The sequence below is a fragment of the Rathayibacter sp. AY1C7 genome (assembly GCF_002931865.1).
GTDB lineage: Bacteria > Actinomycetota > Actinomycetes > Actinomycetales > Microbacteriaceae > Rathayibacter.
In genome coordinates this window covers 125374-143142 of record NZ_PSWB01000004.1, presented here as the reverse complement: position 1 = coordinate 143142, position 17769 = coordinate 125374, and the positions used below count along the sequence as shown (strand labels likewise).

The window sequence follows — 17769 nt, the reverse complement described above, 5'->3', positions numbered from 1 at the left end:
GATCGGGCCGGGCTCACCGCGTCACTCCTCGTTCTCGAGCTCGGCGCGCACCTCTGCCGTGATGTCGAGGTTGGTGTAGACGTTCTGCACGTCGTCCGAGTCCTCGAGCGCGTCGATCAGGCGGAAGACCTTGCGGGCCGTCTCGGCGTCGGCCTCGACCTGGAGGGAGGCGACGAACTCGATGTCGGCGGAGTCGTAGTCGATGCCCGCCTCCTGCAGGGCCGAGCGGGCCGGGACGAGCTCGCTCGGCTCGACGCGGACCTCGAAGCTCTCGCCGTGGTCGAGCACGTCGTCGACGCCGAAGTCGAGGACCGCGCCGAGCACGTCGTCCTCGGTGACGCTCTCTCCGTGGGGCACGGAGATGACGCCCTTGCGCGCGAAGTTGTAGGCGACGCTGCCCGGGTCGGCCATGGTGCCGCCGTTGCGGGTCATCGCGGTGCGGACGTCCGCCGCGGCGCGGTTCTTGTTGTCGGTGAGGCACTCGACGAGCAGGGCGATGCCGTTGGGGCCGTAGGCCTCGTACATGATCGTCGTGTAGTCGATGACCTCGCCGGTGAGGCCGGCGCCGCGCTTGATCGCGCGGTCGATGTTGTCGTTCGGCACCGAGGTCTTCTTCGCCTTCTGCACGGCGTCGACGAGCGTCGGGTTGCCGGAGAGGTCGGCGCCGCCGATCTTGGCGGCCACCTCGATGTTCTTGATCAGCTTGGCGAAGGACTTCGCGCGGCGCGAGTCCTTGATCGCCTTCTGGTGCTTGGTCGTGGCCCACTTGGAATGCCCGGACACGGTGCTCCCTCGGAAATCTCGTTGCGTGCGGCCCCCGAGGGCGCCGCTGATGGCAGGGGCCAGTCTATTCGAGAGCCGGTCCGCGCCCGGCTCGCCACAAGCACAGCCGAACCAGTGATCCGCGTGCCAGCGGACCGCTGTAGGCGGACGCGACCCGCTCCACCCGCCCCGCCATCTCCGGAAGCCGACCGCGGCGAGCCGGGCGCGGACCGGCTCGCCACAAGCACAGCCGAACCAGTGATCCGCGTACCAGCGGATCGCTGTAGGCGAACGCGACCCGCTCCACCCACCCAGCCACCCCCGAGAGCCGACCGCGGCGAGCCGGGCAGGGACCGGCTCGCTATCTGATCAGCCGCGACAGCAGCCGGTCGGCGAGGATCCTGCCGTCGGTCTGGCAGGTGGGGCAGTACTGGAGCGTGGAGTCGTGGAAGACCACCTGGCGGATCGTGTCGCCGCAGACGGGGCACGCCTCTCCTGTGCGGCCGTGGACGCGCATGCCGAGCTTCTTCTCGCGCTTGAGGTCGGCCGCGTGCAGGCCCTCGGCGCGGGCGAGCGCCTCCTCGAGTGTGTAGCGGAGGGCCGCGTAGAGGCGGTCCAGCTCGTCGGCGGTGAGCGCGGCGGGCTTGAAGGGCGACATGCGCGCCACGTGGAGGATCTCGTCCGAGTAGGCGTTGCCGATGCCGGCGATGCGGGACTGGTCGCGGAGGACGCCCTTCACCTGCGCCCGGCCCGCCGTGGCGAGGATCGCGCCGAGGATCTCCTCGGTGAACTCCGGGTCCAGCGGATCGGGACCCAGCCGGGCGACGCCCGGGACGTCGAGCGGATCGGCGACGATCGAGAGCGCGAGGCTCTTCTTGGTGCCGGCCTCCGTCACGTCGAACCCCGACCCGTCGTCGAGGACCAGCCGAGCGGCGAGCGGGCCCCGGCCGGGCTTCGCCGGAGCCGTCGGCCGCTCGGGCCGCCAGCGGACCCAGCCGGCGCGGGCGAGGTGCAGGAGGACGTGGGCCTCGCCGACTGCGATGTCGAGGAACTTGCCGTGCCGCGATACTCCGTGGACGGTCTCGCCGGACAGAGCCGACGGCGGGATGGCGACGGTCTTGAGGGCGGAGATCGCGAACACGTCGAGCCGCTCGAGGACGCGTCCGCCCAGGCGCGCGTCGAGATCGAAGGCGAGGGCCTGGACCTCGGGGAGTTCGGGCATGCGACCACCCTGGCCCGCGGGTCCCGCACCGTCCACCCCTGGCGGAGGGGACGGCAGCGGGTCAGTCGCCGAAGCGCGTCGCCGCGACCTTTCGCAGGAACAGCTCGTGGAACCGGTAGTCGCCGGTGATCTCGGGATGGAACGCCGTCCCGAGGAGGTTGCCCTGCTCGACCGCGACCACCCGCCCGTCGGCGACGCTGGCGAGCGCGGTCGCCCGCTCCCCCAGCTCCTCCACGACCGGTGCGCGGATGAAGACCGCGTGCACCGGCGGATCGCCGATGGCCGGCACGTCGAGATCGGTCTCGAAGGAGTCGAGCTGGTTGCCGAACGCGTTCCTCCGGACCGACACGTCCAGGCCGCCGAAGCTGCTCTGGCCGTCGATGCGGTCGAGGACCCGGTCGGCGAGCATGATCAGCCCGGCGCAGGTCCCGTAGACGGGCATCCCCGCCCCGATCGCCTCGACGACCGGCTCCGCGAGGCCGAAGAGGCGCGACAGCTTGTCCATCACCGTGGACTCGCCGCCCGGGATGACCAGCCCCGCGACGGTGGCGAGCTCCTCCGGGCGTCGCACCAGCACCACCTCGGCGCCCAGCTCGCGCAGGACGTGCGCGTGCTCGCGGAAGTCGCCCTGCAGCGCGAGGACCCCGACGCGGAGCCCCTCGAGGGACTCCCGCGTCGATCCTGCGCCGGCGAGCGGCGCGTCGGCGCTACCAGCCACGCTCGGCGAGGCGGTGCGGCGCGGGCACGTCGGCCACGTTGATGCCGACCATCGCCTCGCCCAGGCCGCGCGAGGCCTCCGCGACGACCTTCGCGTCGTCGAAGAAGGTGGTCGCCTTCACGATCGCGGCCGCGCGCTTGGCGGGCTCGCCCGACTTGAAGACGCCGGAGCCGACGAACACGCCGTCGGCGCCCAGCTGCATCATCAGCGCCGCGTCGGCCGGGGTCGCGACCCCGCCGGCGGTGAAGAGGACGACGGGGAGCTTGCCGGTCCGGGCGATCTCGACGACCAGGTCGTAGGGGGCCTGCAGCTCCTTCGCGGCGACGTAGAGCTCGTCCTTGGTCATCGCCTTCAGGCGGTTGACCTCGCCGGAGATCGTGCGGATGTGCTTGGTCGCCTCGGAGACGTCGCCGGTGCCGGCCTCGCCCTTCGAGCGGATCATCGCTGCGCCCTCGGTGATGCGGCGCAGCGCCTCGCCCAGGTTGGTCGCTCCGCAGACGAAGGGGACGGTGAAGTTCCACTTGTCGATGTGGTTCACGTAGTCGGCGGGCGAGAGGACCTCGGACTCGTCGATGTAGTCGACGCCGAGCTCCTGCAGGATCTGCGCCTCGACGAAGTGGCCGATGCGCGCCTTCGCCATGACGGGGATCGACACGGCGGAGACGATGCCGTCGATCAGGTCGGGGTCGCTCATGCGTGCGACGCCGCCCTGCGAGCGGATGTCGGCGGGGACGCGCTCGAGCGCCATGACGGCGACCGCGCCGGCGTCCTCCGCGATGCGGGCCTGATCGGCGTCGACGACGTCCATGATGACGCCGCCCTTGAGCATCTCGGCGAGACCGCGCTTGACGCGGCTCGAGCCGAACTGCTCGGGAGCGGACGAGGACGGAGTGGTGGTGTCGGTCATGTTCGCGAGTCCTGTTCTGTGCGGCGACTTCCGCCGACGGCAGCTCCGAGTCTACGAGACGGCACCCACCGTCCGCGGCGCTGGACAGGGGGCCGGGCGGCGGTCTAGAGGCTCGGCCAGGCCGCCGCGAGGCTCGCCCGCACGTCGCCGAGCAGCTGCGGGAGCGCCTTCGTGCGGGCGATGATCGGGAAGAAGTTCGCGTCGGTCGCCCAGCGCGGAACCACGTGCTGGTGCAGGTGCGCGGCGATCCCCGCTCCCGCGACCGCGCCCTGGTTCATCCCGAGGTTGAAGCCGTCGTTGTTCGAGACCGAGCGGACGACGCGCATGGCCGTCTGCGTGAGCGCTCCGATCTCGGCCACTTCCTCGGGAGTGGCCTCGTCGTAGAGCGGGATGTGCCGGTACGGGCAGACCAGGAGGTGGCCGGAGTTGTACGGGAACAGGTTCAGCAGAACGTAGGCGTGCTCCCCGCGGGCGACGATGAGGGCCTCCTCGTCGCTCAGCGTCGGCGCCACGCAGAAGGGGCAGTCGTCGGCTCCGGGCTGCCCCTTCTGGATGTAGACCATCCGGTGCGGCGTCCACAGGCGCTGGAACTCGTCGGGAACCCCGGCGAGGTGCGCCGAGCCCTCCGCCCCCTCGGGCACGCAGCCGTCGCCCACGCTCAGACCTGCGCCTTCGAGGCGACGGCCTCGCGGATGCGCGCGACGGCGTCGGCGACCGGGATCCCGTTCTCCTGCGTGCCGTCGCGGAAGCGGAAGCTGACGGCTCCGGCGTCGCGGTCCTTCTCCCCCACGATCATCTGGAAGGGCACCTTCTGCAGCGTGGCGTTGCGGATCTTCTTCTGCATCCGGTCGCTGGAGTAGTCGATCTCGGCGCGGATGCCCGACCGCTTGAGCTCGCCGACGACCTCCTCGAGGTAGGGCAGGTACTCGTCGGCGATCGGGATGCCCACGACCTGGACCGGCGACAGCCAGACCGGGAACGCCCCGGCGTAGTGCTCGGTGAGGATCGCGAAGAAGCGCTCGATGGAGCCGAAGAGCGCGCGGTGGATCATCACGGGCCGCTTCTTCGAGCCGTCCGAGGCCGTGTACTCGAGCTCGAAGCGCTCGGGCTGGTTGAAGTCGAGCTGGATGGTCGACATCTGCCAGGTGCGGCCGATGGCGTCGCGCGCCTGCACCGAGATCTTCGGACCGTAGAACGCCGCTCCTCCCGGATCCGGCACCAGCTCGAGACCGGAGGCGACGGCGACCGCGCGCAGCGACTCGATCGCTTCCTCCCACTGCTCGGGCGCACCGACGAACTTCGGGTTGCCCTCCTCGTTCGTGGACAGCTCGAGGTAGAAGTCGTCGAGGCCGTAGTCGCGCAGCACCTGCAGCACGAACTCGAGGTTGCGGGTCAGCTCGGCCGACACGTCCTCCTGCGCGACGTAGATGTGGGCGTCGTCCTGGGTCAGGCCGCGCACGCGGGTGAGGCCCTGCAGGGTGCCGCTCTTCTCGTAGCGGTACACGGTGCCGAACTCGGCCAGGCGCAGCGGGAGCTCGCGGTAGCTGCGGCCGCGCGAGCGGAAGATCAGGTTGTGGAACGGGCAGTTCATGGGCTTGAGGTAGTAGTCCTGGCCCTGGCGGGTGACGTTGCCGTCCTCGTCCTGCAGCTCGTCGAGGTGCATCGGGGGGAACATCCCCTCGGAGTACCACTGCAGGTGCCCGCTCGTGAGGAACAGGTCGCCCTTGGTGATGTGCGGCGTGTAGACGAGCTCGTAGTCGTGGGCGAGCAGCTGCTCGCGCATGTACTGCTCGATCTCGTAGCGGATGATCCCGCCCTTGGGGTGGAAGACCGCGAGGCCGGAGCCGATCTCGTCCGGGAAGGAGAACAGGTCGAGCTCGTGGCCGAGCTTGCGGTGGTCGCGGCGCGCCGCCTCCTCGAGGCGGGCCTGGTGCTCGCGCAGCTCGTCCTTCGTGGGCCACGCGGTGCCGTAGACGCGCTGCAGCTGCGGGTTCTTCTCCGAGCCGCGCCAGTAGGCGGCAGCGTTGCGGGTCAGGGCGTAGCCGTTGCCGATCATGCGGGTGTTGGGCAGATGCGGACCGCGGCAGAGGTCCTTCCAGACCGTCTCGCCGGAACGCGGGTCGACGTTGTCGTAGATGGTGAGCTCGGCGCCGCCGACCTCGACGCTCTCGTCCTCGGCTCCCCCTCCCTTGATCCCGATCAGCTCGAGCTTGTAGGGCTCGCCGGCGAGCTCGGCGCGCGCCTCCTCCTCGGAGACGACGCGGCGCACGAACCGCTGGCCCTGGCGGACGATGCGGTCCATCGCCTTCTCGAGCGCCTTCATCGCCTCGGGCGTGAAGGGCTCCTCGACGTCGAAGTCGTAGTAGAAGCCGTCGGTGACGGGCGGGCCGATGCCCAGCTTCGCCTCCGGGTTGATCTGCTGCACCGCCTGCGCGAGCACGTGGGCCGCGGAGTGGCGGAGGATGTTCAGCCCGTCCGGCGAGGAGATGAGCACCGGCTCGATGCGGTCGCCCGGCACGACGTCGGCGGCGAGGTCCTTGAGCTCCCCGTTGACGCGGATCGCGACCACGGCCCGGTCGGTGAAGTGCGTGAATCCCGTGCCCGCCTCGGTGACGACCGAGTGGGACTCGTTCTCTGCGGGATTCGACGGTTCGTTCGACACGTGCGGGCACTCCTCGGGCTCGGTTGACCCCTCGACTGTAGTCGGCGGCGGCCTCTACCCGAGCGCGTCGAGCACGCGGACGCCGAGCGCGCGCAGAGCGGAGGCGAACTCGTCCCGGTCGGCGCGGGGGAGCACGAGCGAGCTGCGCTCGAGCTGGTGCAGGAGGACCTCCTCCAGGCCGGACGGCAGGGAGTCCACGGCGAGCGCCCCCTCGAGTGCGGCGAGCACGGCGACGACGGCCACCGCGTCGCGTGCCGCGAGTCTGCGTGCGCTGATCTCCATGCGTCTCCGTCCGTGTCGTCCGACCCCGTCACCCTGCCGACAGGACGTGCCCCGGAGAGGGGCGCGGCGGCGACCGGTGCGCAATCCGTCCAGGTGTCATCCTGGTCAGATGGGTGCCGGTCCTGCGCTGCAGCGCTTCACGCGCTCCGGGGCCGACCTGGACGAGGCGCGGCGCTTCTACTCGGACGGCTACGGCGGGTCGGGATTCCGGACGGAGACGGTCGAGCGGCCCTTCTCCTTCCGCTACGACGTCTCCGGGAGCGAGGGCGTGAGCCTGCGGACGTCGGTGTTCCGGGGCTCCGTGTCCGGGGGGCTGCGTCCGGAGGGCGAGTACGTCGTCTCGTGGTTCCTCTCCGGCACGAGCGTGGTGGACCCGGAGGGCGATCGGATCGTCCACCTGCCGGGGCGGCCGGTCGTGTTCCCCAGCGCGCGTCCGTTCGAGTTCGTCAGCCGCGACTTCCAGCAGCGGCTCGTGCACGTGGCCGCCGGCCTCCTCGAGCAGGTCGCGTCCGAGGCCGGCGACGGCGTGCCGCTGCCGCTCGTCTTCGACCACCGCTCGATCGCCTCCCTGTCGGCACTCCCGGGCTGGTGGCGGGCGGTCGACGACTTCGCGGGCGTCCTGCGGTCGGGCCGCGAGGCGACCGCGCTGCAGCTCGTGGCGGCGGAGCGCGGCGTCGCTCTGCACCTGCTCGCGACCTTCGCGCACCGGCCGGTCGTCGTCCCGCCGCAGGTGCTGCGGCCGGGGCTCGAGCACCTGCTGCGGGCCGCCGAGTTCCTGCACGCGTTCGCCGCATCACCCGTCACCGTGTCCGACATCGCGGCAGCGGCGGGGCTCACTCCGCGGGCGCTGCAGGCCGCGTTCCGGAGGCACTTCGGCGACACTCCGCTCGGCTACCTGCGCGGCGTGCGTCTCGACCGGGCGCGCGTCGAGCTTCGCGAGGCCGCTCCGGGCGAGGAGACCGTGCGCGCCGTCTCCGCGCGCTGGGGCTTCCTCAACCAGGGCCGCTTCTCGGGGGCGTACCACCGCCGCTTCGGCGAGTACCCGGTGGAGACCCTGCGCCGCTGACGCTCAGGCGCCGGGAGCGAGATCGCGGGCGTAGCAGACCGAGTGCTCGGACCCGATGTAGGCGCCGAACGGCGGGATGGCGTGGTAGCCCTCCCGGAGGTAGAACCGCATCGCGTCGGGCTGGAGCGTCCCGGTCTCCAGCACCAGGCGCGTCGTGCCCAGAGCGGCCGCCCGCGCCTCGAGCGCGCGCAGGACGGCCGTGGCCGCTCCGGTGCCGCGGGCGGCGGGGTCGGCGAACATCCGCTTCACCTCGATCGCCCCCGGTCCGAGGACGTCGTCGTCGAGAGGCCGCAGTCCGCCGCAGGCCACCGCCGTGCCGCTCGCGTCGCGGGCGACGAGGAAGACGGGCACGTCGTCGGCCGAGGGCGGCGTACCGGGCTCGTGGTCGTCGTTGCCGTAGCGCTCGTCGAGCTCGCGCCGCTGCGCGTCGCGCAGACGCTCGGCGTCCGGGTGGGTCCACGCCACCTCGTCGATGGTCCAGCTCATGAGGGCTCCTCCCGGCCGCGCGGCGGGCACGGCCGAGGCCATTCTGCCGCGCCAGCCCCCTCCGGCCGACCCGGTGGCAACCCCTTCCGCGCCGGAACGCAGCGGGCGTCGACTGGAGGCCCACCGACGAAAGGACTCACCGTGCTCTCCGACTCCCCCATCGGCCCCGTTCTGCTCTCCCGCGACCTCGCCGCCTCCCGCGCCTTCTACGCCGGCTCCCTGGGACTGGAGGTCCTCGAGGAGAGCGAGTCGGCGATCGCCTACTCCTGCGGCGGCACGCGGCTCACCGTCACCGCCAGCACCACGGGCTCGAAGGACGAGCAGACCAAGGCCGCCTGGCGGGTGGCCGACCTGCGCGCCGAGCTGGACGCGCTGGCGACTCGGGGCGTGGCTCCGGAGGACTACGACAGCGACGAGCTGCGCACCGAGAACGGCGTGGCCGACCGCGGCAGCGTCTGGGCGGCCTGGATCCTCGATCCCGACGGGAACGCGCTCGGCTTCGAGCAGCCCAAGAGCTGATCGGCGCCGCTCTAGACTCGCCCCATGCCCGACGACTCCGCTCCGCTGCCCGCGCCCGGGTGGTACCCGCACCCGGCCGACCTCGGCTCGGAGCTCTACTGGGACGGCGCGGCGTGGACGGACCGGTCCCGTCCGTCCTCCTCGGCGCCCGCTCCCGCCTACGGCACGCCCCCGGGCGCTCCGGAGCAGGAGCTGTACGCCTATCCGTCCGCCCCGTCCTCCGCGGCGGGCCGCAACCCCATGGCGATCGCGAGCCTCGTGCTCGGCGTCCTGAGCCTGCTGATCAATCCGCTGCTGATCCCCTCGATCCTCGCCATCGTCTTCTCGGCGAAGGGCCGGGCGGCCGCACCGCTCGTCGGAGGCGGTCGCGGGCTCGCGACGGCCGGACTCGTCACCGGGATCCTCGGTCTGGTGTCGGGCGTCTTCACCATCGTCGGCAACCTCTCGGCCGGGGTCCCCGGCCTGACCGGCTGACCGGGGTGCCGCGGCCCTCGACGCCCCGATGACCGCGCGCCGGAGCGCTCCCTGGCTCCTCGTCGTGGCGGTCGCCCTGGTCGCGCTGGTCCTGCGCGGTCCGATCGTCGCCGTCGCGCCCATCATCGACGCGGTGCGCGAGGACCTCGCGCTGTCCGCGGGCCAGGCGGGGATCCTCACCAGCATCCCCGTGCTCTGCTTCGCCCTGGCGACTCCGCTCGCCCTCCTGGTGATCCGCCGCGCGGGACCCGACGCCGCCGTGACCGTCACGGTGATCGGCGTCGCGCTCGGCACGATCGTCCGATCGATCGGCGACGTGGGACCGGCCGTGGCGGGCACCGTCCTGATCGGCGTCTCCATCACGATCGGCAACGTCGTCCTCCCCGTCGTGATCCGGCGGGACGTCGCTCCCGAGCGCGTCGACCTCACGACGGGCGTCTACACCGCAGCCCTCAACATCGGCTCGACGATCACCTCGCTCGGCACCGCTCCGCTCGCTCTAGCCCTCGGCTGGCGCGGCGCCCTGCTCGTCTGGCTCGCCCTCAACGCCCTCGCTCTGGCCGGCTGGCTCGTGGCCGTGGGGCCTCGGGCGGCCCTGCGTCCGACTCCCCGCCCGGCCCGCGCCGACCGCGCACCGGCCGCACCGGCTCCGCGGATCTTCCGCAGCGCGACCGTGCTGGCGCTCGCGCTCTGCTTCTCGAGCCAGGCGTTCTCGTACTACGGAGTGACGGCGTGGCTCCCCTCGCTGCTCGTCGACCGCAACGGCTTCTCGATCGCGACCGCGGGCGCGAGCGCCTCGGTGTTCCAGCTCGCCGCGGTCGCCGGCGCCCTCGGCGTCCCGCTCCTGGTCCGGAGGCTCGGACCCCTGGGGGGCATCGTGCTCGTCGGCCTCCTCTGGTGCACGGTGCCGGCGGGGCTGCTGCTCGCGCCGCAGCTCTGGGCGCTCTGGTGCGTGCTGGGCGGCACGGCCCAGGGCGGAGGATTCACGGTGGTCTTCGTGCTCGTCGTGCGGCTCTCCCGCTCCGACGCCCACGCGTCGCGGCTCTCGGCCACGGTGCAGGGGATCGGCTACGCCGTGGCCGCCACCGCCCCGACCGTCATCGGGTTCGCGCACGACGCGAGCGGCGGCTGGGAGGCTCCCCTGCTGACCGTCCTCGCCGCGACCTGCTCCTTCCTCCTCTTCGGCACCCTCGCCGCCGCGCGCCAGCGCCGGGCCTGACCCGCGACACGACCGGCCGCGCCGTCAAGGGGGCCGTCCGACGACTGTCGGCCCCGTAGCGTGTCCGCATGGCCGAGCAGAGCACTACCCGCGAGAAGACAGCGCCCGATCCCGACGATTCCCGGAAGCCCGACGACGTCACCGACATCACCAAGCGCTCCTGGTTCTACGTCCTCAAGAAGACGGCCCGCGAATTCGGCGCGGACCAGTGCACCGACCTCGCCGCCGCGCTCACCTACTACGCCGTGCTCGCGCTCTTCCCCGCCCTGCTCGCGATCGTGTCGGTGCTGGGGCTCTTCGGCCAGGCGCAGGCCACCACTGATCTGGTGCTCGACCTGATCGGGAACCTCGCGTCGAGCGAGGTCGTCGACCTGCTGCGCGACCCGATCCAGGCGCTGACCAGCTCCTCCGCCGCGGGTCTCGCCTTCGTGACCGGTGTCGTCGGAGCGATCTGGTCCGCCTCCGGCTACGTCGGCGCCTTCGGCCGCGCGATGAACCGCGTCTACCAGATCGACGAGGGGCGCCCCTTCTGGAAGCTCCGCCCGACGATGCTCGGCGTGACCGTGGTGACGGTCGTCCTGATCGTGATCGCGGCGCTCATCCTGGTGCTCAGCGGACCGGTCGCGACCGCCGTCGGCGACGTCGTGGGCCTCGGGCCCGCCGCCCTCACCGTGTGGAACATCGCGAAATGGCCGGTGCTCGTGGTCATCGCGATCGTGATCGTCGCGACCCTGTACTACTGGGCGCCCAACATCCGCCAGCCGAAGTTCCGCTGGATCAGCATCGGATCGATCGTCGCCCTGGCGATCTGGCTGATCGCCTCGACCGGCTTCGCGTTCTACGTGGCCAACTTCTCCAACTACAACAAGACCTACGGCTCGCTCGGCGCGGTGATCGTCTTCCTCCTCTGGATCTGGATCACCAACATCGCCCTGCTCTTCGGCGCGGAGTTCGACGCCGAGCTCGAGCGCGGACGCGAGCTGCAGGCGGGCATCGAGGCGGAGGAGACCATCCAGCTCCCCCCGCGCGACACCGCCGCGAGCGACAAGAAGGCGGCAGTGCACGAGAAGGACGTCCGCGACGGGCGCTGGCTGCGGCTGGCGAGCGAGAACCGCAGCGACGAGGGCACGGCCCAGGACGACGAGGCCGCGAAGAAGAAGTGACTCAGGACTCGGACGACCAGAGCGCGCGGTAGTAGGCCGCGCGCTCGTCGTCCGGATCCGCTCCGTACTCCGCGAGGAGCAGCGGGGTGTGGCCGGGGCCGTAGTTCCAGCCGAGGCTGACGGCGGCGACCGCCAGATCCGCCCAGCGGTCGCCCACGCCCAGGTCGCCGACGTCGACCGTGCCGCTCCAGCGTCCGTCGTCGTCGACGAGCGTGTTCGGAGCGCACGCGTCGCCGTGCACCACGACGGGGTCCACGAGCTCCGGAGCCGCGCCGAGCGCCGACGGCCGGCGCGCGAACCAGGAGTCGTCGCGCAGCTCCTCGGGCACCGCGTCGACGGGGAGCGCGTGGACCGCCCGCAGGCCGGCCGCGATCGCGCGGACGGCCTCCTCCGGCCGGGCTGTCCACTCCGGGTCGACGGCGCTCCGCCCGGCCAGCGGTGCGGTGAGGAGCCACTGCCCCTCCTCGTCCTCGCCCGCCTCCAGGATCCGGGGCGCGTCGATCCGCCCCTCCAGCCAGCGCAGACGCGCGATCTCGCGACGGAGGTCGACGCCCGTGGACCGGGGATTCCACTTCAGGTACCCGGCGTCCACGCGGAAGGTCAGCCCGTCGAGCTCGTTGCGCCAGACGAGCGCCGGATCGGTGCCGCCGTTCAGGCGCCTCGCCGGCGACGGGATCCGGACGCCCTCGAGCGAGGACTGCCGTGCGAGGTCCGGACCGCTCATGCCCTCAGGGTAGGCGCCCCGATCCTGAGAGGATCCGCATGCCGCGGACCGCGCCACCCGCCTCCTCCGAGCAGCGCGCCCTTACCCTGACGGGCGTGCCGGAGCAGCCGCCCGGCGCGATCCGGTGACGAGGGAGCCCCCGTGACGCAGAGCGACGACGACCGCGGGCCCGTGCAGCCCGACTTCTCGAAGGAGCAGGAGGGCTACCGTCCCGGGCTCAAGCCCCGGCAGCTGCAGATGATCGCCATCGGCGGCGCGATCGGCACCGGCCTCTTCCTCGGCGCGGGCGGCCGACTCGCCACCGCCGGTCCCTCGCTCGTCGTCGTGTACGCGGTCTGCGGCGTCTTCGCCTACCTGATCCTCCGCGCGCTCGGCGAGCTGGTCCTGCACCGGCCGAGCTCGGGCTCCTTCATCTCCTACGCCCGCGAGTTCCTGGGCGAGAAGGCCGCCTTCGTCGCCGGATGGATGTACTTCCTGAACTGGGCGATGACCGCGATCGCCGACGTCACCGCGGTGGCCCTGTACGTGAAGTACTGGTCGCTCTTCTCCTCCGTGCCCCAGTGGCTCCTCGCACTCATCGCCCTGGTCGTCGTGCTCTCGCTGAACCTCGTCTCGGTCAAGGTCTTCGGGGAGCTGGAGTTCTGGTTCGCGCTCATCAAGGTCACGGCGCTGGTGGTCTTCCTGGTGATCGGCGTCGTCGTGCTCGCCGCGGGCTGGCCGCTGCAGTCCGGCGGCGTCTCCGTGGACCCCGGGATCAGCCTCTGGAACGACAACGGCGGCATCCTGCCCGGCGGCCTGATCGCCAGCGTCCTGGTCGTCCAGGGCGTGGTGTTCGCCTACTCCGGAGTCGAGCTGGTCGGCACGGCGGCGGGCGAGACCGCGGAGCCGGCGAAGGTCATCCCGCGCGCCATCAACTCGGTCATCCTGCGCATCGCCGTCTTCTACGTCGGCTCGGTGCTGCTGCTGACGCTGCTGCTGCCCTACACGGCCTACTCGAAGGGCGAGAGCCCGTTCGTCACGTTCTTCAGCTCGCTGGGCGACGGCTCCTCGGGCGAGATCGCCGGATCGATCATGAACTTCGTCGTGCTGACGGCCGCGCTCTCCAGCATCAACGCCGGGCTCTACTCGACCGGCCGCATCCTCCGCTCCATGGCGCTCAACGGCTCCGCCCCCGCCTTCACCGGCCGGATGAACAAGCAGGGCGTCCCCTACGGCGGCATCCTGCTCACGGCGAGCATCACCCTGATCGGGATCGTGCTGAACCTCTTCGTGCCGTCCGAGGCCTTCGAGATCGTCCTCAACGTCTCGGCGCTGGGCATCGTCACGGGCTGGGGCATGATCGTCCTCTGCCAGATGCAGCTGCAGCGCTGGGCGGCCCAGGGGCGCCTGGAGCGCCCGTCCTTCCGGATGCCCGGCGCCCCGGTGACCTCGTGGCTCACCCTGGCGTTCCTGGTGATCGTGGTGGTCCTCATCGCCGTCGACTTCCCGACCGGCACCTGGACCGTGGGGATCGTCGCGGTGGTCGGCGTGCCCGCCCTGATCGTGGGCTGGCACGTCGCGAAGCCGCGCATCCTGGCGATCGCGTCCGCCCGTGACGGCTTCACCGGCGCCCACCCCGTGATCGCCGCCCGTCCGGCCTCCGAGGCCAAGCGCGACGGGAACGAGCGGCGCCACGAGTAGCGCGGGTCAGCGCCGGCGGAGGTAGCGCAGGAGCAGCGTGTCGCCGGCGCTGAGCACGTGCGCCAGGTGCTGCGGGCGCGGTCCGGGGACGTCGCCGCGGGCGAGCCTCCCGGAGTCCCCCGCCTCGAGCGTCGGAGCGACGGTCAGGCAGAGCTCGTCGACGGCGTCCGCGGCGAGGAGGGTCCCGAGCAGCGACGGACCGCCCTCGCAGTGGATCCTGCCGAGCCCCCGCTCCGCGAGCTGCGCCCGCATCCGCGTCGCGTCGAGCTCTGCGTCGCCGCAGACGAGCACGTCGGCGACCTCGGCGAGCTCCGCGCGGCGGCGGGCCGGCGAGGAGCCGGTGGTCACGACGATCGGGCGCACCGGCGCCTCGGTGAAGATCCGCGAGTCGGGATCGAGGTCGAGCGACCCCGAGACGATCGCGAAGACGGGCTGCGGGGCGAGCCCGGTGCCGAGCCGGGACCGCACGGACTCGTCGCTCAGCACCATCGGGCCGTAGCCCTCGGTCCGCACCGTGCCGGCCGCGACGAGCACGACGTCGGCGAGCCGGCGGAGCAGGTCGAACACGCGCAGGTCCGCCGCGCCCCCGAGATCGCCCGAGACGCCGTCACGGGTGACCGCGCCGTCGACGCTCGCGACGAAGTTGACCCGGAGCCACTCCTCGCCCGCCCCGTCCGCGTAGAGGGCCAGCAGAGCCTCGTCGGACAGGTCCTGCCCGGCCTGCGACAGGCCGTCGATGCGGGCGCTCACGCCGCCGGCTCCACGTTGTGGCGGAGGAAGACGGGCGCCCGCCAGCCCAGCACCGCCTCCGTCATCCGCACGGCGTCCACCGCCTGGCGCACGTCGTGCATGCGCACGATCCGCGCACCGTTCAGGATGCAGATCACCGCGGCGGCGAGGGAGCCCTCGAGGCGCTCCCCCTGCGGCCGGTCCAGCGCCTCGCCGATGAAGTCCTTGTTGGACACCGCGGCGAGCACCGGGAAGCCGAGCGCGGCCACCTCGCCCAGCCGGCGGGTGAGCTCGAGCGTGTGCACGGTGTTCTTGTTCAGGTCGTGACCCGGATCGACGATGATCCTCCCGGCAGGCACTCCACCCGAGAGCGCGCGATCGACGCGGCTCCGCAGATGGTCGACCACTGTCGCCACGACGTCGTCGTACTCGGGTCTCTCCGGCTCGCTGCGGGGGGCGCCCACGCTGTGGGTGATGACGAGCTGAGCGGAGGAGGAGGCGACGACCTCGAGCATCCGGGGGTCGTGCAGCCCGCTCGTGTCGTTGATGACGGAGGCGCCCGCGGCGATGCTCGCGCGCGCGACCTCGGCGCTCGTCGTGTCCACCGAGACGACCACGTCGCTCCGCTCCGCGATGCCCGCCACGACGGGGACGACCCGGTCGAGCTCCTCCTGGAGCGTGACAGCGGGGCCGCGGCCGAACGGCACTCCGCCGATGTCGACCCAGTCGGCGCCGAGCTCCGCAGCGCGCACGGCGGCCGCGATGGCGCTGTCCAGGGCGAAGGTGGAGCCCTTGTCGTAGAAGGAGTCGGGTGTGCGGTTCACGACCGCCATCACGGCCACCTGCCGCTCGAAGTCGAACTCTCGTCCGCCGATGTGCCGCGTGGTCATGGGCGCGTCCCTCCCGCTCGGAGCGCCGGGAGAAGGCCGGCGCCGCTCACCCTAGACGAGCGGAGTCGGCGGAGGCTGGAGCGGGCCGCCCTCGAGCAGCGCCTGGAAGAGGACGTGGTCCTGCCACTCCCCGGCGATCCGCAGGTAGCGCCGCGCGACGCCGATCCGCTCGAAGCCGTTGCGCTGCAGCACGGTCTGCGATCCGACGTTGTGGAGGAGCGTCCCGGCCTGCACGCGGTGCAGCCCCAGATCCTCACGCGCGGTGCGCAGGACGGCTCCGACCGCGCGGGTCATCACGCCGCGGCCCTGCAGACCGCTGTCGAGCCAGTAGCCGAGATCGCCGCTGTCGAAGGCGCCGCGGACGATGTTCGCGAGAGTCAGCCGACCGACGATCACGCCGCCCGCGTCGAGGACGAGCGGGAGGACGCTGCCGGCCCGGTGCGCGGCGAGCGCGTCCGCGACGGCGTCGGTCTGGCCCCCCGCCTCGAAGAAGCGGGTCGAGCGCGTCGGCTCCCAGGGCGCGAGGTGCCGGCGGTTGCGCCGGTACGCGGCGGCGAGGGCCGGTCCGTCGTCCCGCGAGACGAGCCGCAGGAGGGTGCCCTGGTCGTCGACGGGGATCGGGGCGGGCATCCTGCGAGGGTAGCGCCGGAGCCGGGAACGACAGAACCCCCGGCCAGGGGCCGGGGGTTCTCGTGGTGGGCGATACTGGGATCGAACCAGTGACCTCTTCCGTGTCAGGGAAGCGCGCTACCGCTGCGCCAATCGCCCGTTGCTCCGTGCGGAGCGCCTCGTTCGGTGAACGATCGAGGTGGATACGGGATTCGAACCCGTGTATACGGCTTTGCAGGCCGCTGCCTCGCCTCTCGGCCAATCCACCGTGTACGGGATTCGGTGTCGGCGGCCCGAGGGCCGACCAGGTGGGAGGCACCCGAGGGTGCCGTCCCGATGACGCCGGTCCGAGGACCGGTGTTCGAGCGGATGACGAGATTCGAACTCGCGACCCTCACCTTGGCAAGGTGATGCGCTACCGCTGCGCCACATCCGCATGTAGGTCGTACTGGTGTTGCCGTCTTGCGTGTCGTGCTGTCTTGCTGTCTGTCCGGCGCTTTCGCTGCCCGGCTCGACCTAGAAGAATGTATACGACAGCGGCGCCGGAATCCAAATCGAGCGGACGCCGATCCCGCCGCTCGGAGTCCGATCCGCGTCTTTCCGCGCGAAACCGGCTCGTCGCCGTCCGTTCACCCGGGCGTGGCGGGCGTCGGCGGTGCATCCGGGCCCCGCGGATCCGCTACGATCGTCTCTCGGGTCGTCCAGCACGTCCCCCTGGGCGATTGGCGCAGTTGGTAGCGCGCTTCCTTCACACGGAAGAGGTCATCGGTTCGAGTCCGGTATCGCCCACCCTCACCCCCGGTCCGTGCTCACGCACTCGGCCGGGGGTTCTCTCGTCCCGCCGCGGTCGTCCTCCGGCCTCGCAGCGCCCAGTCGAAGGAGCCGACCCGCGATGATGGGCCGCTCGCACGCCGTCTCCGGTGCGCTCGCCTGGGCCGTCGCCGCCTCCGTGCCCGCCGTCGCCGGGCCCCTCGGCCTCGCGGGTCTCCCGCTCGACCTCCGACTGGTCGGCCTCGGAGTCGCCGCCGGCTGGGCCCTGGTGCCCGACGCGGACCACGCGAGCGCGACCGTCTCCCGCTCGGCGCCGGGCGCCTCCCTGCTCACGGCGACCGCGGGCCGGATCAGCGGAGGGCACCGGCACGGGATGCACTCGCTGCTCGCGGTCGCCGTCGTCTGGTACCTGGTGCCGGTGCTCACGGCGCTGCGCTTCCCGGTGCCGGTCGTCGGCCCCGTCGCCGTGGCCGCCGTGCTCACGCTGCCCGCCCTCGCCTTCGCCGCGAAGGCCGTCCGGGCCGCCCCCTCCTGGCGCATCGCCTGGGCCGGGGCGACGGTCGTCACGGTCCTGCTCGTCGCGCTCGCCGACGGCACCTGGGCGTGGCTCCGGGTCGCCGCGACGCTGGGCTACCTCGTGCACGTGGCCGGCGACGCCCTCACGACCGGCGGGATCAACTGGCTGTGGCCGCTGCGCGTGCGCCTGCCGCGGCGCCTGCGCCGGACACCGCTGCGCCACGTCTGGACCACCGGAGGCTACGCCGCGCTGCCCGTCCTGGGCTCCTCCGGGTCCTGGCGCGAGACGGTCCTCTACTGGCTCATGTCCGCGGCGACGATCGTGCTCACCGCCTCGATGATCACGGCCGAGCTGCTGTAGCCCGGGGCG

At 72.2% G+C, this 17769-nt stretch carries 19 protein-coding genes and 4 tRNA genes; 8 read left to right on the top strand and 15 right to left on the bottom strand.

Annotation, left to right across the window (positions count from 1 at the left end):
* Positions 1–21: 21 nt before the first annotated feature.
* From C5C69_RS03625 to C5C69_RS03595, 7 genes are all read right to left on the bottom strand, one after another.
* Positions 22–783, bottom strand: coding sequence for a YebC/PmpR family DNA-binding transcriptional regulator (locus C5C69_RS03625; RefSeq protein WP_104224772.1), 762 nt, complete (start codon positions 781–783; stop codon positions 22–24).
* Between the two features lie 340 nt (positions 784–1123).
* Complete coding sequence (locus tag C5C69_RS03620) at positions 1124–1984, bottom strand: Fpg/Nei family DNA glycosylase (protein ID WP_104257324.1); 861 nt, start codon at positions 1982–1984, stop codon at positions 1124–1126.
* Positions 1985–2045: 61 nt separating this feature from the next.
* Entirely contained in the window at positions 2046–2618 is a 573-nt protein-coding gene (gene pdxT / locus C5C69_RS03615) for a pyridoxal 5'-phosphate synthase glutaminase subunit PdxT (RefSeq protein ID WP_258065190.1), read from the bottom strand.
* Positions 2619–2691: 73 nt separating this feature from the next.
* Positions 2692–3609 carry a pyridoxal 5'-phosphate synthase lyase subunit PdxS gene (pdxS, locus tag C5C69_RS03610; protein ID WP_104224629.1) on the bottom strand — a complete coding sequence of 306 codons (918 nt, stop codon included), beginning with the start codon at positions 3607–3609 and terminating at the stop codon, positions 2692–2694.
* Between the two features lie 104 nt (positions 3610–3713).
* Positions 3714–4265, bottom strand: coding sequence for an HIT domain-containing protein (locus C5C69_RS03605; RefSeq protein WP_258062960.1), 552 nt, complete (start codon positions 4263–4265; stop codon positions 3714–3716).
* Between the two features lie 2 nt (positions 4266–4267).
* Positions 4268–6178 (bottom strand): threonine--tRNA ligase, encoded by a 1911-nt coding sequence (gene thrS, locus C5C69_RS03600; protein WP_244230674.1) that lies wholly within the window; start codon positions 6176–6178, stop codon positions 4268–4270.
* Between the two features lie 147 nt (positions 6179–6325).
* Positions 6326–6553, bottom strand: a complete 228-nt coding sequence (locus C5C69_RS03595; RefSeq protein WP_104233323.1) for a hypothetical protein — start codon at positions 6551–6553, stop codon at positions 6326–6328.
* 109 nt (positions 6554–6662) lie between these two features.
* Between C5C69_RS03595 and C5C69_RS17110 the strand changes: the two genes are divergently transcribed.
* A complete protein-coding gene (locus C5C69_RS17110) occupies positions 6663–7619 on the top strand; it encodes an AraC family transcriptional regulator (RefSeq protein WP_219812336.1) in 957 nt (318 codons plus the stop codon).
* Between the two features lie 3 nt (positions 7620–7622).
* Here the strand turns inward: C5C69_RS17110 and C5C69_RS03585 are convergent, their stop codons facing one another.
* Positions 7623–8105: a GNAT family N-acetyltransferase gene (locus C5C69_RS03585; RefSeq protein ID WP_104233324.1), complete on the bottom strand. Its 483-nt coding sequence runs from the start codon at positions 8103–8105 to the stop codon at positions 7623–7625.
* Positions 8106–8246: 141 nt separating this feature from the next.
* Here C5C69_RS03585 and C5C69_RS16865 point away from each other — a divergent pair, with 141 nt between their 5' ends.
* The 4 genes from C5C69_RS16865 to C5C69_RS03565 all read left to right on the top strand — a co-directional run bounded on the left by C5C69_RS16865 (position 8247) and on the right by C5C69_RS03565 (position 11480).
* Positions 8247–8624 carry a VOC family protein gene (locus C5C69_RS16865; RefSeq protein ID WP_104233325.1) on the top strand — a complete coding sequence of 126 codons (378 nt, stop codon included), beginning with the start codon at positions 8247–8249 and terminating at the stop codon, positions 8622–8624.
* A gap of 24 nt (positions 8625–8648) precedes the next feature.
* Positions 8649–9098 carry a DUF2510 domain-containing protein gene (locus tag C5C69_RS03575; RefSeq protein WP_104224633.1) on the top strand — a complete coding sequence of 150 codons (450 nt, stop codon included), beginning with the start codon at positions 8649–8651 and terminating at the stop codon, positions 9096–9098.
* A gap of 28 nt (positions 9099–9126) precedes the next feature.
* Entirely contained in the window at positions 9127–10317 is a 1191-nt protein-coding gene (locus tag C5C69_RS03570) for a CynX/NimT family MFS transporter (RefSeq protein WP_104257323.1), read from the top strand.
* A gap of 68 nt (positions 10318–10385) precedes the next feature.
* The gene (locus C5C69_RS03565) at positions 10386–11480 is read left to right on the top strand and encodes a YihY/virulence factor BrkB family protein (protein ID WP_104233327.1); all 1095 of its coding nucleotides are present in this window, start codon (positions 10386–10388) and stop codon (positions 11478–11480) included.
* A 1-nt stretch (position 11481) separates the two neighbouring features.
* On the opposite strand, the gene C5C69_RS03560 is transcribed toward C5C69_RS03565, so the two are convergent.
* Positions 11482–12204, bottom strand: coding sequence for an aminoglycoside 3'-phosphotransferase (locus tag C5C69_RS03560; protein ID WP_104233328.1), 723 nt, complete (start codon positions 12202–12204; stop codon positions 11482–11484).
* Between the two features lie 141 nt (positions 12205–12345).
* Between C5C69_RS03560 and C5C69_RS03555 the strand changes: the two genes are divergently transcribed.
* Positions 12346–13884, top strand: coding sequence for an amino acid permease (locus C5C69_RS03555; RefSeq protein WP_258065186.1), 1539 nt, complete (start codon positions 12346–12348; stop codon positions 13882–13884).
* A 6-nt stretch (positions 13885–13890) separates the two neighbouring features.
* On the opposite strand, the gene C5C69_RS03550 is transcribed toward C5C69_RS03555, so the two are convergent.
* From C5C69_RS03550 to C5C69_RS03525, 6 genes are all read right to left on the bottom strand, one after another.
* Entirely contained in the window at positions 13891–14634 is a 744-nt protein-coding gene (locus C5C69_RS03550; protein WP_104233329.1) for a pyrimidine reductase family protein, read from the bottom strand.
* On the bottom strand, positions 14631–15503 hold the full coding sequence (folP, locus tag C5C69_RS03545) for a dihydropteroate synthase (protein WP_104233330.1): 873 nt from the start codon (positions 15501–15503) through the stop codon (positions 14631–14633). Before folP ends, C5C69_RS03550 begins: the two co-directional genes overlap by 4 nt.
* A gap of 51 nt (positions 15504–15554) precedes the next feature.
* The gene (locus tag C5C69_RS03540) at positions 15555–16133 is read right to left on the bottom strand and encodes a GNAT family N-acetyltransferase (protein ID WP_104225349.1); all 579 of its coding nucleotides are present in this window, start codon (positions 16131–16133) and stop codon (positions 15555–15557) included.
* 63 nt (positions 16134–16196) lie between these two features.
* Positions 16197–16271: transfer RNA gene (locus C5C69_RS03535), tRNA-Val, on the bottom strand.
* 38 nt (positions 16272–16309) lie between these two features.
* Positions 16310–16380: transfer RNA gene (locus tag C5C69_RS03530), tRNA-Cys, on the bottom strand.
* Positions 16381–16476: 96 nt separating this feature from the next.
* Positions 16477–16548, bottom strand: a tRNA-Gly gene (locus tag C5C69_RS03525).
* A 280-nt stretch (positions 16549–16828) separates the two neighbouring features.
* Here C5C69_RS03525 and C5C69_RS03520 point away from each other — a divergent pair.
* Positions 16829–16901: transfer RNA gene (locus C5C69_RS03520), tRNA-Val, on the top strand.
* A 103-nt stretch (positions 16902–17004) separates the two neighbouring features.
* Complete coding sequence (locus tag C5C69_RS03515) at positions 17005–17760, top strand: metal-dependent hydrolase (RefSeq protein ID WP_104233331.1); 756 nt, start codon at positions 17005–17007, stop codon at positions 17758–17760.
* Positions 17761–17769: the final 9 nt, after the last annotated feature.

What these genes read in the sequence shown, in the direction of transcription:
- C5C69_RS03620 (WP_104257324.1), bottom strand. Translation starts at nt 1,984, where the DNA reads ATGCCCGAACTCCCCGAGGTCCAGGCCCTCGCCTTCGATCTCGACGCG.
- pdxS (WP_104224629.1), bottom strand. Translation starts at nt 3,609, where the DNA reads ATGACCGACACCACCACTCCGTCCTCGTCCGCTCCCGAGCAGTTCGGC.
- C5C69_RS03595 (WP_104233323.1), bottom strand. Translation starts at nt 6,553, where the DNA reads ATGGAGATCAGCGCACGCAGACTCGCGGCACGCGACGCGGTGGCCGTC.
- C5C69_RS17110 (WP_219812336.1), top strand. Translation starts at nt 6,663, where the DNA reads ATGGGTGCCGGTCCTGCGCTGCAGCGCTTCACGCGCTCCGGGGCCGAC.
- C5C69_RS03585 (WP_104233324.1), bottom strand. Translation starts at nt 8,105, where the DNA reads ATGAGCTGGACCATCGACGAGGTGGCGTGGACCCACCCGGACGCCGAG.
- C5C69_RS03575 (WP_104224633.1), top strand. Translation starts at nt 8,649, where the DNA reads ATGCCCGACGACTCCGCTCCGCTGCCCGCGCCCGGGTGGTACCCGCAC.
- C5C69_RS03570 (WP_104257323.1), top strand. Translation starts at nt 9,127, where the DNA reads ATGACCGCGCGCCGGAGCGCTCCCTGGCTCCTCGTCGTGGCGGTCGCC.
- C5C69_RS03565 (WP_104233327.1), top strand. Translation starts at nt 10,386, where the DNA reads ATGGCCGAGCAGAGCACTACCCGCGAGAAGACAGCGCCCGATCCCGAC.
- C5C69_RS03560 (WP_104233328.1), bottom strand. Translation starts at nt 12,204, where the DNA reads ATGAGCGGTCCGGACCTCGCACGGCAGTCCTCGCTCGAGGGCGTCCGG.
- folP (WP_104233330.1), bottom strand. Translation starts at nt 15,503, where the DNA reads ATGACCACGCGGCACATCGGCGGACGAGAGTTCGACTTCGAGCGGCAG.
- C5C69_RS03540 (WP_104225349.1), bottom strand. Translation starts at nt 16,133, where the DNA reads ATGCCCGCCCCGATCCCCGTCGACGACCAGGGCACCCTCCTGCGGCTC.
- C5C69_RS03515 (WP_104233331.1), top strand. Translation starts at nt 17,005, where the DNA reads ATGATGGGCCGCTCGCACGCCGTCTCCGGTGCGCTCGCCTGGGCCGTC.